The 13,946-nt window shown below is 74.9% G+C and carries 14 protein-coding genes; 12 read left to right on the top strand and 2 right to left on the bottom strand.

Annotated features, from left to right (window positions below; translation table 11 throughout):
- The first annotated feature begins 131 nt into the window (after positions 1–131).
- The 4 genes from IF45_RS0104220 (at position 132) to IF45_RS33230 (ending at position 2,897) form a co-directional block, all read left to right on the top strand.
- Positions 132–1,727, top strand: a complete 1,596-nt coding sequence (locus IF45_RS0104220; protein WP_030305543.1) for a phage tail sheath subtilisin-like domain-containing protein — start codon at positions 132–134, stop codon at positions 1,725–1,727.
- Between the two features lie 74 nt (positions 1,728–1,801).
- Positions 1,802–2,248, top strand: coding sequence for a phage tail protein (locus IF45_RS0104215; RefSeq protein ID WP_003951816.1), 447 nt, complete (start codon positions 1,802–1,804; stop codon positions 2,246–2,248).
- The gene (locus tag IF45_RS0104210) at positions 2,248–2,748 is read left to right on the top strand and encodes a hypothetical protein (RefSeq protein ID WP_003951815.1); all 501 of its coding nucleotides are present in this window, start codon (positions 2,248–2,250) and stop codon (positions 2,746–2,748) included. Before IF45_RS0104215 ends, IF45_RS0104210 begins: the two co-directional genes overlap by 1 nt.
- Positions 2,745–2,897: a DUF6760 family protein gene (locus tag IF45_RS33230; protein WP_008413748.1), complete on the top strand. Its 153-nt coding sequence runs from the start codon at positions 2,745–2,747 to the stop codon at positions 2,895–2,897. Before IF45_RS0104210 ends, IF45_RS33230 begins: the two co-directional genes overlap by 4 nt.
- Here the strand turns inward: IF45_RS33230 and IF45_RS0104200 are convergent.
- The gene (locus IF45_RS0104200; RefSeq protein WP_129805348.1) at positions 2,861–3,217 is read right to left on the bottom strand and encodes a hypothetical protein; all 357 of its coding nucleotides are present in this window, start codon (positions 3,215–3,217) and stop codon (positions 2,861–2,863) included. The genes IF45_RS33230 and IF45_RS0104200 overlap by 37 nt on opposite strands.
- 1,098 nt (positions 3,218–4,315) lie before the next feature.
- Entirely contained in the window at positions 4,316–4,771 is a 456-nt protein-coding gene (locus tag IF45_RS0104195; protein WP_030305539.1) for a hypothetical protein, read from the bottom strand.
- Positions 4,772–5,996: 1,225 nt separating this feature from the next.
- Between IF45_RS0104195 and IF45_RS33095 the strand changes: the two genes are divergently transcribed.
- From IF45_RS33095 to IF45_RS0104145, 8 genes are all read left to right on the top strand, one after another.
- Positions 5,997–6,380 (top strand): hypothetical protein, encoded by a 384-nt coding sequence (locus tag IF45_RS33095; protein WP_129854188.1) that lies wholly within the window; start codon positions 5,997–5,999, stop codon positions 6,378–6,380.
- A 96-nt stretch (positions 6,381–6,476) separates the two neighbouring features.
- On the top strand, positions 6,477–6,899 hold the full coding sequence (locus IF45_RS0104175; RefSeq protein ID WP_003951810.1) for a phage tail protein: 423 nt from the start codon (positions 6,477–6,479) through the stop codon (positions 6,897–6,899).
- Positions 6,900–6,947: 48 nt separating this feature from the next.
- The gene (locus tag IF45_RS0104170) at positions 6,948–7,670 is read left to right on the top strand and encodes a CIS tube protein (RefSeq protein WP_003951809.1); all 723 of its coding nucleotides are present in this window, start codon (positions 6,948–6,950) and stop codon (positions 7,668–7,670) included.
- Positions 7,670–9,574 (top strand): VgrG-related protein, encoded by a 1,905-nt coding sequence (locus tag IF45_RS0104165; protein WP_008411668.1) that lies wholly within the window; start codon positions 7,670–7,672, stop codon positions 9,572–9,574. The genes IF45_RS0104170 and IF45_RS0104165 overlap by 1 nt, the downstream gene beginning before the upstream one ends.
- A 58-nt stretch (positions 9,575–9,632) precedes the next feature.
- A complete protein-coding gene (locus IF45_RS0104160) occupies positions 9,633–10,094 on the top strand; it encodes a GPW/gp25 family protein (protein WP_003951807.1) in 462 nt (153 codons plus the stop codon).
- Positions 10,094–12,052, top strand: coding sequence for a putative baseplate assembly protein (locus IF45_RS0104155; RefSeq protein WP_030305534.1), 1,959 nt, complete (start codon positions 10,094–10,096; stop codon positions 12,050–12,052). Before IF45_RS0104160 ends, IF45_RS0104155 begins: the two co-directional genes overlap by 1 nt.
- A complete protein-coding gene (locus tag IF45_RS0104150; RefSeq protein ID WP_030305533.1) occupies positions 12,049–12,612 on the top strand; it encodes a phage tail protein in 564 nt (187 codons plus the stop codon). The genes IF45_RS0104155 and IF45_RS0104150 overlap by 4 nt, the downstream gene beginning before the upstream one ends.
- The gene (locus tag IF45_RS0104145; protein ID WP_030305532.1) at positions 12,609–13,925 is read left to right on the top strand and encodes an NADase-type glycan-binding domain-containing protein; all 1,317 of its coding nucleotides are present in this window, start codon (positions 12,609–12,611) and stop codon (positions 13,923–13,925) included. Before IF45_RS0104150 ends, IF45_RS0104145 begins: the two co-directional genes overlap by 4 nt.
- Positions 13,926–13,946: the final 21 nt, after the last annotated feature.

Below are 13,946 nucleotides of genomic sequence, written 5' to 3'. Positions count from 1 at the left end.
CGGCTGCCCCTGCGGGCAGAGTTGGGGGCAGCACTGCTGCCCCGCGACCGGCCCCCACGGCCGTTCCGGCGAGGGCGGCTCGCGCGTGAGGGTGAGCGACGTCCTGTCTCGTACCCCGAGGAGAGCAGAGCATGCCGTCCTACCTGTCGCCCGGCGTCTATGTCGAGGAGGTGGCCAGCGGTTCGCGCCCCATCGAAGGGGTGGGCACCTCGGTGGCGGCCTTCGTGGGCCTCGCCCCGTCCGGCCCGCTGAACGAACCCACGCTGGTGACCAACTGGACGCAGTACGTCGCGGCCTTCGGTGACTTCACCGAGGGGTACTTCCTCGCCCACTCCGTCTACGGCTTCTTCAACAACGGCGGTTCGGCCGCCTACGTGGTCCGGGTCGGCGGCTCGGCCGAGGGCACCGCCGGCGAGGCCGGCCCGGCCGCGGTGACGGGTACCACCGCGCCGGCCGCGCTGCCGGCCGCCGAGCCCGCGCAGCTCGGCACCTTCGCGGTGACCGCGCTCGCGCCCGGCACCAAGGGCCCGCTCACCGTCGAGGTCGCCGACCCCGAGGGCGAGGGGGCGGCCGAGCGGTTCAAGCTGGTCGTCAAGGACGGCGGCAAGGCCGTCGAGACCTTCGACGTCAGCGCCAAGAAGGGCACCCGCTCCTACGTCGTCACGCAGGTCAAGGAGCAGTCCAAGCTGATCTCCGTGACGGAGGCCGCGCCCACCGGGCAGCTGGCCCGCCCGGAGAACCAGACGGTCACCCCGGCGGCCCCGCCCACCGCCCCGGCCGAGCCCGCCACCGCCCCGGCCACGAAGAACCCGGCGAACCCCGGCCCCGCCCAGTACCTCGGCGACTCCGCCGACCGCACCGGCTTCGGCGGCCTGGAGGCGGTGGACGAGATCTCCATGGTCGCCGTCCCCGACCTGATGGCCGCCTACCAGCGGGGCGCCATCGACCTGGAGTCGGTCAAGGCCGTCCAGCTCGGCCTCATCGCCCACTGCGAGCTGATGGGCGACCGCGTCGCCATCATCGACCCGCCGCCCGGCCAGAACGCCCAGCAGATCCGCGTCTGGCGCCAGGAGACCGCCGGGTACGACTCGAAGTACGCGGCGCTGTACTACCCCTGGATCAAGTCCTTCGACCCGGCGTCGGGGCAGGCCCGCCTGATCCCGCCGAGCGGCCACGTGGCCGGCATCTGGGCCCGCAACGACTCCGAGCGCGGCGTGCACAAGGCGCCCGCCAACGAGGTGGTGCGCGGCGCCGTCGACCTGGAGCTCCAGATCACCCGGGGCGAGCAGGACCTGCTCAACCCGATCGGCGTCAACTGCATCCGCGCCTTCCCCGGCCGCGGCATCCGTGTCTGGGGCGCCCGTACCCTCGCCTCCGACCCGGCCTGGCGCTACCTGAACATCCGCCGGTACTTCAACTACCTGGAGGAGTCGATCCTGATCGGCACCCAGTGGGTGGTGTTCGAGCCGAACGACCACAACCTCTGGGCGCGCATCCGCCGCAACATCTCGGCCTTCCTGGTCAACGAGTGGCGCAACGGCGCCCTCTTCGGCCAGAGCCCCGACGAGGCGTACTACGTCAAGTGCGACCAGGAGACCAACCCGCCGGAGTCGGTCGACCTCGGCCGGGTGGTGTGCGAGATCGGCATCGCGCCGGTCAAGCCCGCCGAGTTCGTGATCTTCCGGCTGGCGCAGTTCTCCAGCGGCAGCGGTGAGCTGGAGGAGTAGGCCGGGCTCCGCCTCCCGCACGCAGGTCCCACGCTTTCCCGCATTCCACCGCATTCCCGAAGGACAGCGAACAGATGAGTCTCCAGCCGGGTGACGCCCTCACCTCACACAATTTCGGCCTCCAGATCGACGGGGTGATGGTCGAGTACCTCGCCGAGGTCAGCGGCCTCACCCTCGAACAGGACGTCATCAAGTACCAGCAGAACAACGGCGCGACGGGCAAGGCCGGGGTCTCGCTGCTGCCGGGCACGCAGAAGGACGGCCAGTGCACGGTGGTGCGCGGCATGACCCAGTCGGCGTCGTTCACGCAGTGGATCAACGACTCGATCAACGGCCGGATGGCCACGGCCCGCAAGAACGCCTCGATCATCATGATGGACTTCGAGGACAACCCGGTGAAGCGCTACAACCTGCGCAACGCCTGGTGCAGCAAGATCGACACCAGCACGGTGAAGGCGGGCGAGGCCGCCGCGCTGACCGAGTCCGTGACCATCGTCTTCGAAGAACTGGTCATCGAGTAATGCGGCGCACGGCCGCCGCGGCTCCCGGCGCCGCCCCCTCGGCCGCGGCGGCAGGAGCGGATCTCCCCCGTCCCGCTCCTGCCGCCGCACCCGCGCCCCCCGAGGCTCCGGCACCGGAGCAGCGGGAGCGGCTGCGCACGGAGTTCCCCTTCGAGCTGCCGCGCGGGTACGTCGACGAGTCGGGCACCGTCCACCGGGACGGGGTGATGCGCCTGTCGACGGCACGGGACGAACTGGTCCCGCTGCGCGACGTACGCGTCCAGGAGAACCCGGCGTACCTCTCGGTGGTGCTGCTGGGCCGGGTCATCACCCGGCTCGGCGAGCTGCCGATGGTGCACGACGGGATCGTGGAGAACATGTTCGCCTCCGACCTGGCGTTCCTCCAGGACTTCTACCGGCAGATCAACGCGGAGGGCCACACCCGGGCCGGGGTCCGGTGCCCGCACTGCTCCGAGCCGTTCGAGGTGGAACTCGGCGGGAGCCGCCTGGGGGAATCGTGACGTACGCGACCGACCGGCTGCACGAGGAGATCGCGTACGTCGCCTTCCACTTCCACTGGGGTCTGGAGGCGATCCTGGACCTCGAACACCACGACCGCCGCCGGTACACGGATCAGATCGCGTCCCTGGTGACGCGGGCGGAGGGCTGAGCGGTGGGATTCCTGGAGCGGCTGCGGGGACGCAGGGGCGGTACGCCGGAGACTCCCGGCGCGGACTCCGCCGGCCCCGCGCCGGCGGTGCCGTCGGGGCCGGTGGCGGAGGCGTCCCCGGCGCCCGCGCCCGTGGTGCCCTCGTGGTCCGGGCTGCCGCCGGTCCAGCTCGCCGCGCGTGCCGGAGGCGCGGGGGTGGCGGACAACGCCTTCGGCGGCACCCTGCCGACCTGGCAGAACCCGTCCTTCACCGCGACGGCCTCCCCGGCCGTGCTGAACCCGGCGGCCGGCGCGGGCCTGCTCCCGGGCGCGCTCGGCACCTCCGGGACGCCCGTGACGGGGATGGAACGGCCCGCCGGACCCATGCCGACCGCCGCCCCGGCGGCCGGCACCCCGGCCCCGAGGCCGCCGGCGGCACCGCTGCGCGCGCTGCCCGGGACGGCGTCCGCGCCGGGCTCCGGCAGCCCCGCCCCGGTGCGCCCCTCGCCGGGCGCGCGGGCGGCCGAACGTCCCGCCGCACGCCGGGAGCCGGCTCCGCCGGTCCAGCGGACGGTTCCGCGCGGGGCACCCTCGGCGGCTCCGGCGGCAACCCCGGCGGCGAGCCCGTCCGCCCGGGCTCCGCGTGGTCCGCAGGGGCCGCGCGTGACACCGGTCCCGTCGGAGCCGGCCGCGCCCCGGCAGTCGCTGACTCAGGCCCCGTCCCGCGCGGGGCAGGTGCAGCGGCGCGCCCTGCCCGCTGCCCGCTCCGCCACCCCGAGCGCCCCGCCCCGGACGGCGACCCCGTCCGGGGCGGGAGCACACACCGGCGGCGAACACGCCCCCGGCCCGGAGCCCTCCCCAGGACAGCCCGCGCCTGACGCGGGGCGGCCCGCGGGTGACCGGCGGCCGCCGTCAGGCCCCGCTCAGCGAGGAAGCGCCCCGGCGCAAGCTCCCGCGGACAGCCGGAAGACCCCCTCCGCGTCGCCCCGCCCCACCGGCAGCCCGTCGCCGCAGGCCCCCGTCCAGCGGGCCACCGCGCCCCGGGCCGGCGCGGCAGGCAAGCCTGCCGACACGCCAGTTGTCGACACATCGATCAGTAGTCACGCACCTGCCCCGGTCGCCCGTACCGACAAAGCGACCCGCGCCCCCGCAGGCCGGGCCGAAGGACCTTCGGGAGTCCCGGCTCGGCCGACCGCGACCACGGGTGCCCCCACTCCCCCGCCCCCGGCAGCACCGGCACCGCAGCCCGAGCGCCCCCGCCAGGGACAGGCGCCGGAGACCAGGGCGGCCGCCGATGCCGCCCCGGTCTCCGGCGCCGCGAGTGCTCCCGCGCGTCCGTCCGCGAGGCCCACCGGCGGCAGCACGCCGGGCGGTGCCCCGGTCCAGCGTGCCGTCTCCCGCCAGGAACGACCGGCCACGCCCGCACCGGCTGCCGGGAATCAGCGGCCCGCAAGCGCCCCGACGGTGCCCGGAACCGGCAACAGCACGGAATCCGCCACCCCTTCTCCCGCCCCCTCTCCCGCGCCCGCTCCGGCCGTACGTCCCGACTCCGCGCCCCCGGCCGGGCGCACCCCCGCACAGTCGCAGCCGGACCTGCCCGTCCAGCGGGCCACCGCCAAGAACTCGGCCAGAGGGTCGGGCCCGGTCGGCGGGGCGCCGGGGGGCGCCTCGCCGACGGCCGGCTCCTCCCCGACCGGGCACGCCTCGCCTGCGAGGTCCGGCAGCCCCGCAGAGCCGGTCGCGCCGTCCGGCTCCGGGCCCTCGTCCCGGCCCGCGCCTCCCACCCCGCCTGCCACGCCCTCCGGGCCCGCTCCGGTGAGCAGGGCCGCCACCACGTCCGGCTCTCCCTCGTCGAGCGGTTCGGTCCCCTCGTCCTCAGCCCCGTCGCCCTCCACCGGCCCGAGCCGACCGGCGCCGGAAAGGGCCGCCGGGCGTGCCGGAGCCGAAGCTCCCCCGGCGCACAACACCCGGGCGGGTTCAGCGACTTCACCGAGTCAGGCCCCGGCGCCCCGTAAGGGCACCGAAGGCTTCGGGTCGTCCCGCCCGGACCGGCCTTCCGGCGCGGCGGGCGCCGCGCGTCCCCCGGCCGCGCCCCCCGCGACCGGCGCGACCGCGCCCGTCCAGCGCAAGGCGGCCCCCTCGTCCGCGAGCCAGGCACCGGCGGACCGCGCCGGGCAGACGAGGACGCCCGCGACGGAGTCCCGCCGAGGCGACGGCAGTTCACCGGCTCCCGGTACTTCGCCGCTCCCCGCGCCCTCGCCGGAGCAGGCACCGCGTACGCCCGGTGCTCCACTGCCTTCCGGTGCAGGCCCGGTACCGCCCTCGGTCTCGGCGGGCCGCGCTGCCGGTGCGCCTCACCCTGCGTCCGCTCCCCCGGTCCAGCGAGCCCGGTCCGGCCTCGGCGCCCCCGTCTCCTCCAAGCCGGTCTCCTCCAAGCCGGTCACGTCCGAGCCGGTGACCTCCAGGCCGGTGGCCTCCAAGCCTGTCGCGAAAGCACCGGATGCCCCTTCGGCCGCGCCGGCCTCCCGCCCGGCCTCCGCGCCGGCCCCGGCCTCGGTGCAGGCTCCTGCTCCTGCTCCGGATTCGGCCTCCAGCCTCCCCTCAGGTCCCAGCCCCACCCCCGCACGCCGCCGCTCCCCGATCGGCGCCCCGCTCAACAGCCCCCCGGCGGGCACCACTCCGCTCGCCGCCCGAGGGTCCGCTCCCGCGTCTCCGACGGTGCAGCGGGCGGTGGCGCCCGTACCGGTCGCCAAGCGGCCGCACGCACCCGCCCCGCTGCCCGCGCCCGGACCCACTCCCACGCCTGCGCCCGCGCCCGCGCCGACTCCGCCGGGCATCGCCGCGAGTCCGCAGCCGGCCGCCCCGGGGCACGTTCCGCCGCCCGCGTCCGGGGCAGACGCGCCCCGGCCGCCGTCCGCCGCGCTGCTTCCGCCCGTCCAGCGGGCGGCCGTGGCTTCCGCCCGGACCGCTCCGCCGGTCGTACCGCTGCGGCGGCCCGCGCCCGTCGCGGCGCCCGTGGCCGGGCCCACGCCGAGCGTCGCCCCGCTCACGCCTCCCCCGGCGCCGCCGGTCACGCCGCTCGTCCGGCCGACGCCGGCCCCGGCGCCGGCCGAGCCGACCGTGCAGCGTGTCCCGGGCCGTACCACGGGGGCGCTCGCGGCCTCGGCGGCGGCAGCGGTGGCGGCCTCGTTGAGCCGGTCGCGGCCCGCCCCGGCGCCTGCCGGGCCGCCGCCTCCCTACGAGCCGCCGCCGGCCTACAGCGCGTCGGCGTCCGGTGCTCCGCCGCCGTACACGCCGGGCGGCTCCGGGGGGTCGTCCTCGGCCGGCGAGGAGCCGCCCGCGTACAGCGCGGTGGCCCAGGGCGGGATGGACCCGAGGGAGCTGACCGACTTCCAGCTCGACGAGCTGGTGCACCGGATCATCGGCCGCGTCACCCGGCTGGTCCGTACCGAACTGCGGATGGACCGGGAGCGGATCGGTCGGCTCCGGGACCCCCGGGGCTGACCGGGCCGACCGCCCCGAGAGGACCGGCCGACCACCGACCGGCCGCCCGCACGCTCCGGCGGCGGGCGGCGACACGAGAGAAAGGGCGCCGTACCGATGCCGCGTCAGGACCCGGGTTCGACGATCTGGTTCACCCTCACCATCGACGGGGAGAGCCTCGGCTACTTCAACGGCTGCGACGGCCTGTCCTCCCAGGTCGAGGTCGAGCACCGGCAGGAGGGCGGCAGCAACGGCTTCGTGTGGACGCTGCCGACCCGCGTCACCTTCTCCACGATCCGGCTGACCCGTCCGCTCACCCCGGACACCACCAAGGTCGCCAAGTGGATCTCCTCCGTGCAGACCGGGATCAAACGGCCCACCGCGCAGATCGCGGCGCTGCGCGCGGACGGCTCCGAGGTGGCGCGCTGGGGGCTGATCGACGTCCTGCCGGTCAGCTGGCAGGGGCCCTCCCTGGACCCGGCCAGCCCGGCGGTCGCCACGGAGGTCCTGGAGATCGCCCACCACGGCTTCACCGACTGACGCGCGGTCCGCAACCGCACCACCTGACGGACCGCAGAGAAGGACCCCATGGCCAAGAGCAGCAAGGGCGCGGGCAAGAGCCTGGTACGCGCCTCCCTCTCCATCCACGAACCGCCGCGCGGCAAGAGCACCACGCCGGGCGGGCTCATCCGGACGTTCCACTTCGACTTCAACCCGGCGCAGCTCACCATCAGCCGCGGCGCCAACTGGAAGTTCACCCCGAGCCCGGCGGTGCGCAAGGGCAGCAAGCCGGAGTTCCTGGGCCCCGAGCCGCGCGAGATGACCGTGGAGGTGTTCCTCGACTCCTCGGGCGAGCCGACCGGCAACACCGTCCTGAAGAAGGTGGAGGCGCTGCTGGGCTGTTGCGAGACGACGGCCCGCAGCATCGCGGCGAAACAGCCGTCGCCGCCGTGGGTGGTCTTCGAGTGGGGGGCGTTCTCCACGGCCCGGTTCACGGCGTACGTCTCCTCGGTCGAGGCGTCCTACACGCTCTTCGGGACCACTGGGGTGCCGATCCGCGCGACCTGCCAGATGCGGCTGCACGAGATCCCCTCGAAGACCAAGGGCCAGAACCCGACCTCGGGGGCGCTCACCGCGCAGCGGGTGCACCGCGTGGTCGCGGGCGACACCCTCCAGTCGCTGGCGTGGCGGGAGTACGGGGAAGCCTCGGCCTGGCGGGCCATCGCCGAGGCCAACAACATCGACGACCCCTCGCGGCTGCGCTCCGGCACCGAACTGGTGCTGCCCGCCGCCGAGGAGGTGCGGCGCTGATGGTGCGGACCGCTTTCTCCAGCGTCATCCAGGTCTCGATCGGCGGGGCCGAGCTTCCGAAGGACATCGCCCCGCTGCTGGTGGAGGGCTGGGTCGACCAGGGCGCGGGCGTGCCCGCCGCCTTCCGGCTGACCTTCCGCGACCCGTACCGGATCGTCCTCGGGGAGCTGGGGGTGAAGTTCGGCACCGAGGTGGTGCTGACCCCGGTCGCCGACGGCGAGGGGCTCGGCGATCCGCTGCTCACCGGCGAGGTCACCGGCCTGGAGGCGGACTACGACGGCACCGGCAGCTTCGCCGTCGTACGCGGCTACGACTTCGGGCACCGCCTGATGCGCCGCCGCCGGGTCTCCGCGTACCGCAACCAGACCGCCTCCGACATCGCCCGCAGGCTGGCCGCGAAGGCGGGCGTGCCGATCGGGCGCATCCAGTCCACCCCGGCGCTCTACGAGTTCATCAGCCAGCCCAACATCAGCGACTGGGACTTCCTCTCGCGCCTCGCCGACGAGAACGAGTCGGTGATGTCGCTGGACGCGAAGGGCAAGTTCCAGTTCGTGAAGCCCAAGGCGTCCTCCGGGGCGCCCTCGCCGGGCACGGACGGCGACAAGAGCCCGTTCGTGCTCCAGGGCGGCCACGACATCCTGCGGCTGCGGGCCGCCGTCACCGCCGCCGACCAGGTCAACAAGGTGGAGACACGCGGCTGGAACGTCACCACGAAGAAGAAGATCACCGAGGTCAAGACCCTCACCACCGACCCGGGCATCAGCATCGGCGTCACCCCCGGCGAGATCGCCCGCTCCTTCAAGTCCGCGACGCTGGTGGAGACCGCCTCGCCGTACGACAAGCAGTCCGAGGTGCAGCACGCCGCCGAGGCCCTCGCCACCGACGTCACCTCCTCCTTCGCGGAGCTGGAGGTGGCCGCGCGTGGCAACCCCGAGCTGCGGCCCGGCGTCCCGGTGGCCCTCTCCGACGTGGGCGAGCCCTTCGAGGGCAAGTACACGGTGACCTCGGTACGGCACGTCTTCGGCGACGGCAGGCACTACGAGTCCTGGGTGACCGTCAGCGGCCGCCAGTGGCGCTCGCTGTACGGGCTGGCCTCGGGCGGCAGTGAGGCGGGCGGCGGCGCCTCCCGGCTGCCCAGCGTCGCCAACGCCGTCGTCACCGACGTGCAGGACCCGCTGCGCCAGGGCAGGGTCAAGCTCACCTTCCCCTGGCTGAACGACGCGTACGTCAGCGACTGGACGCGGTGCGTGCAGCTCGGCGGGAAGAGCGGCGGCGGGATCTTCCCGATGGACGTCGGCGACGAGGTGCTGGTCGCCTTCGACCGGGGCGCGCTCGACCACCCCTTCGTCATCGGCGGGCTGTACAACGGCGTCGACCTGCCGACCCGCGTCCCGGACGTGCCGCTCCACGACGGGCTGCGCAAGCAGGCCACCCGGCACACCCTCTCCGACCGCCAGGGCAACCGCGTCGACCTGCTCAGCCAGCGCTCGGGCGGAAAGCAGGGCGTGCGGGTCGCCTCCGGGGACGGCCGGCTGACCGTCAACCTCGACCGCACCAACACCGAGATCACCGTCGACAGCGACGGGGACGTCACCATCAAGGGCGGCAAGTCCGTCTCCGTCGAGGCGGGGACCGACCTCACCCTGAGCGCCCGCCGCAAGCTCACCCTCAAGAGCGGCGGGATCATCAACATGCAGAGCCGGGGCGCCACCAACCTGCGGACGCTGGCCGGCGGCTTCAACGTCAACGCGACCGGCGTCCTCAACCTCCAGGCGAGCGGCACCGCCCTGCTCAACGCCATCGGGACGGTCCAGATCAACTCGGTGGCCAGCGTCGGCATGCGGGCGATCAACATCCCGCTCATGGGCGTGGTCACCATCAACGGGAAACCGGTGCCGCTGTGACGGACCGCCCCCACGACCGCCGCCCCCTGCCCCACCGCCTCAGCAACGGGAAGTCCTGATGTCCGAACAGTTCGTGGGCTCCGGCTGGGCCTTCCCCCTACGGATCGGCCCCACCGGCGGCATCGCCCTGGTCAGCGGCGAGCGCGAGATCGAGGAGTCGATCCGGCTGGTCCTCGCCACCGCGCCCGGCGAGCGGCCGATGCGCCCGGAGTTCGGCTGCGCCATCCACGACCTCGTCTTCGCGCCGGTCAACGAGCAGACCGCCGGGCGCATCCAGCACGAGGTGCTGACCAGCCTGGACCGGTGGGAGCCGCGGATCGAGGTGCACGACGTGGAGGTCACCGCGGGCCACGACCGCAGCGTGCTCTTCATCGACGTCCGCTACGCCATCCGCGGCACCAACAACCCGCGCAGCCTCGTCTTCCCCTTCTACGTCATCCCCTCCCACGACGAGCCGGGCACGCCCGGCGGCGCCGCCGGCCCGAACGGCCCCGGGACCCTCCCCGAAAGCGAACGCTGATGTCCCTGCCCTCCCCCAACCTCGACGACCGCCGCTTCCAGCAGTTCGTGGACGACGCCAAGCGCTACATCCAGCAGCGGGCGCCCGAGTGGACCGACCACAACGTCTCCGACCCCGGCGTCACCCTCGTCGAGACCGTCGCCCACATGGCCGACCAGATCGTCTACCGGCTCAACCGGGTCCCGGACAAGAACCACCTGGCCTTCCTCGACCTGGTCGGCATCACCCTGTTCCCGCCGTCGGCCGCCCGTACCGAGGTGACCTTCTGGCTCTCGGCGCCGCAGGAGGAGACGGTGGCGGTGGCGGTCGGCACCGAGGTCGCCACCGCCCGTACCGAGCGGGACGAGGCCGTGGTCTTCGCCACCGAGCGCGGGCTGGACATCGTGCCGACCGCTCTCAGCCATCTCGTGGTGCAGCGCCAGGGCGGCCCGGTCACCGACCGCACCACCGAACTGGCCGAGGGCAAGGACCTGCTGTGCTTCTCCGAGGCACCGGAACCAGGCGACTGCATGCTGATCGGCCTCACCGCCGCCGCCCCGCGCTGCGCCCTCGCCCTCGAACTGGACAGCCGCGTCGACGGTGTCGGCGTCGACCCGCGCCAGCCCCCGCTCTCCTGGGAGGCGTGGACGGAGGACGGCTGGCAGCCCTGCGAGGTCGACCGGGACGGCACCGGCGGCCTCAACCGCCCCGGCGACATCGTGCTCCACCTGCCCGAGGGCCACGTCCTCTCCCGCAACGGCGGCCACGAGGCCGGCTGGGTGCGCTGCCGGGTCACCGAGCCGCTGACCGGCCAGCCCTTCTACACCACCTCCCCCACCATCCGCTCCGCCGAGGCGTACACGGTCGGCGGCACCACCCGCGCCGTGCACGCCGAGACCGTGCGCGACGAGGCGCTCGGCGAGTCCACCGGCCTGCCCGGCCAGCGGCTGCGCCTGGCCCACGCCCCGGTCGTCGCGGACTCCCCGCCCGTGCTGCTCCAGACCGCCACGCACGAGGGGTGGCACGACTGGGAGGTCGTCCCGCACTTCGCCTCCTCCCGCCCCGACGACCCGCACATCACCCTGGACGGCGCCACCGGCGAGATCGCCTTCGGCCCCTCGGTCCGCGAGAGCGACGGCACCCTGCGCCAGTACGGCGCCGTCCCGCCCAAGGGCGCCGTCATCCGGGCCCGCCGCTACCGCACCGGCGGCGGCCGCGCCGGCAACGTCGCCCGCCACGCCGTCCAGGTCCTGCGCACCTCCATCCCCTACGTCGGGGAGGTCGTCAACCGGGAGGCGGCGCGCGGCGGGGTCGACGGCGAGACGGTGGAGGAGGCCAAACTGCGGGCCCCCATCACCCTGCGCGCCCAGGAACGCGCCGTCACCCTGCGGGACTACGAGGAACTGGCCCGCCGCGCCGCCCCCGAGACGGCCCGGATCACCTGCCTGGAGGGCGAGGAGGGCGAACACGGGGCGTACGCGGTGCGGGTCCTGGTCGTCCCGCAGGCCGTCCCCGACCCCGGCGGGCGGCTGCGTTTCGAGCAACTGGTCCCCGGTGACGCCCTGCTGGACCGCATCACCCGCCAGCTCGACGAGCGCCGCCTGATCGGCACCCGGCTCGCCGTCGGCCCGCCCTTCTACCAGGGCGTCACGGTGGTCGCCACGGTGCACGCCTTCCGCGCCGTCGACACCGACCGGGTACGCCGTCAGGCCCACGACGCCCTCTACCGCCACCTCGACCCGCTCACCGGCGGCGCCGACGGACGGGGCTGGCCCTTCGGCCGCCCGGTGCAGGCCGGGGAGGTCTTCGCGGTGCTGCAACGCGTCCCCGGCGTCGAACTCGTCGACGAAGTCGTGCTGCACCCGGCCGACCCGCTGACCGGCAAGCGCGGCGACCCCACCGACCGCATCGACCTGGAGGCACCCGCGCTGGTCTTCTCCTACGACCACCGGGTCCGGGTCGTCGGGGACACCCCGTGAGCGCCCGGGGTTCGGTCGACGGGCTGGAGTCCTCCGCGCCCCTCGCGGCGATGCTGCCCGCGGTCTTCGCCGACGACGACCTGGCCCAGCGCTTCGTCGCCGGGCTCGACGAGGTCCTCGCGCCCATCCTCAACACCCTGGACTGCCTGGACAGTTACTTCGACCCGGCGCTGACGCCCGCCGACTTCGCCCGCTGGCTCGGCACCTGGATCGGCGCCGAGACCGACGGCACCGAGCCTGATCCCCGGCTGCGCGCCATCGTCGCCGCCACCGCCCGCCTGCACCGGATCCGGGGGACCCGGCAGGGGCTGGCGGAGACCGTGCACCTCGCGTTCGGCGCCACGCCGGAGATCACCGAGTCCGGCGGTGCGGCGTGGAGCGCCCGCCCGCTGGGCCCCTTCCCCGGTCCTGCCCGGCCGGCGCTGCACGTCGCGCTCCGGCTGCCCGACCCCACCCCGGCCGACACCCACCGCCTCGACGCCCTCGTCGCGGCGGCGCGCCCGGCCCACATGCCCTACACGGTCGAAGTGACCGCCGCCGAAAGGACATCGGAGCGATGACCACCAAGAACTGCGCCGAGTGCGGGACCCGCGCGGAACCGGGCCAGTCCTTCTGTGACGCCTGCGGCGCGGTCCTGAGCTGGGACCCGGCACGCGGCGCCGCCCCCCGCGCCACCGCGGCGGCCCCGGCCGCCGCCCCCGCCGCCACGTCCGCCTCCACGGACGGCGGCTCCGCCTCCACCCCCGCCGACTGGGACGCCTTCGACCGGCCCGGCCCCGGCGGCACGGGCCTGGCCCCCGGCCGGACGGCCCTCGGCACCTCCACCGGCCCGGACCGGCCCGCCACCCCGGCGGCACCGGCCGCCGGGGAGACCCCCGAGCCGTCCCCGGCGAGCGGCACCGAGAACGCCTCCGACGAGGCCGAGACCGTCCCCGTACCCCGGACCGGCGGCGACGAGCAGGCCCCCGACCCCGGTGCCGAGCGGGCCCGTTCGCTCCTGGTCCCGGTCGCGGACCCGGAGCCCGCTCCGGCCGCCACCCGCGTCGTCACCCCGGTGCTGCCCGGGCGGCCCGACGCCGACCGGCCGCAGGTACGTGCCCCGCTCTACCGCGAGGAGCCCGCCGGAGGACCGCCCTGCCCCTGGTGCGGTACGGCCAACCACCCCGACCGCCACTTCTGCGGCCACTGCGCCATGCGCCTCGCCGACCACGAGGAGCGCGAGCCGGGTCCCCGCCCGTGGTGGCGCCGCCTCTTCGGCGGCCGGCGGCAGGAGACGCCGTGGGCGGGCGACCGGCCGCCGCTGCGCCGGGTCTTCGACCGCATCGCCACCTGGATCGGCGCGGCCGTCGCCCTGGCCCTGCTCGTCCTGGGCTTCGTCTACATCCCCGACGGGGTGCAGGCCACCCGCGACCACTTCGCCAAGCGAGCCCCGGTGGCGCCGGACACCATCAAGGCGTCCCGGTCGTACTCCGGGCACAAGCCGCTGCTCGCCTTCGACCAGCTGAGCAACACCTGGTGGGGGCCGGGCGTCTCGCAGTCGGGCCAGGGCGAGTGGATCGAGGTCGGGTTCAGCGAGCCCACCCGCCTGCTGGACGTCATCATCACGCCGGGTGTCTCCGCCCGCCCCGAGCAGGTCCGCGAGTCGGCGCTGCCGCACCGCGTCAAGGCGAAGGTGACCCTGGCCGACGGGAAGACGAAGACCCTCGACATGACGCTCGACCAGGGCGCGGGCGGTCAGCGCCGTCCCTTCCGCGTCGGCGAGGTGACCAAGGTCCGCTTCACCATCGAGTCGGCCCACGCCGCCTCCGCGAAGAAGCAGGTGGCCATCGCGGAGATCGAGTTCTTCGGCCCCTCGCGCGGAAGCCGCTTCTGACCTCTCGGCTGCCTGGTGGCG

The organism is Streptomyces albidoflavus, from assembly GCF_000719955.1.
Lineage (GTDB): Bacteria > Actinomycetota > Actinomycetes > Streptomycetales > Streptomycetaceae > Streptomyces > Streptomyces albidoflavus.
The sequence above is the reverse complement of the archived record's forward strand: the minus strand, read 5'-3'. Positions and strand labels throughout refer to the sequence as shown.

What these genes read in the sequence shown, in the direction of transcription:
- IF45_RS0104160 (WP_003951807.1), top strand. Translation starts at nt 9,633, where the DNA reads ATGTCCGAACAGTTCGTGGGCTCCGGCTGGGCCTTCCCCCTACGGATC.
- IF45_RS0104145 (WP_030305532.1), top strand. Translation starts at nt 12,609, where the DNA reads ATGACCACCAAGAACTGCGCCGAGTGCGGGACCCGCGCGGAACCGGGC.
- IF45_RS0104215 (WP_003951816.1), top strand. Translation starts at nt 1,802, where the DNA reads ATGAGTCTCCAGCCGGGTGACGCCCTCACCTCACACAATTTCGGCCTC.
- IF45_RS0104165 (WP_008411668.1), top strand. Translation starts at nt 7,670, where the DNA reads ATGGTGCGGACCGCTTTCTCCAGCGTCATCCAGGTCTCGATCGGCGGG.
- IF45_RS0104175 (WP_003951810.1), top strand. Translation starts at nt 6,477, where the DNA reads ATGCCGCGTCAGGACCCGGGTTCGACGATCTGGTTCACCCTCACCATC.
- IF45_RS0104155 (WP_030305534.1), top strand. Translation starts at nt 10,094, where the DNA reads ATGTCCCTGCCCTCCCCCAACCTCGACGACCGCCGCTTCCAGCAGTTC.
- IF45_RS0104210 (WP_003951815.1), top strand. Translation starts at nt 2,248, where the DNA reads ATGCGGCGCACGGCCGCCGCGGCTCCCGGCGCCGCCCCCTCGGCCGCG.
- IF45_RS0104170 (WP_003951809.1), top strand. Translation starts at nt 6,948, where the DNA reads ATGGCCAAGAGCAGCAAGGGCGCGGGCAAGAGCCTGGTACGCGCCTCC.
- IF45_RS0104220 (WP_030305543.1), top strand. Translation starts at nt 132, where the DNA reads ATGCCGTCCTACCTGTCGCCCGGCGTCTATGTCGAGGAGGTGGCCAGC.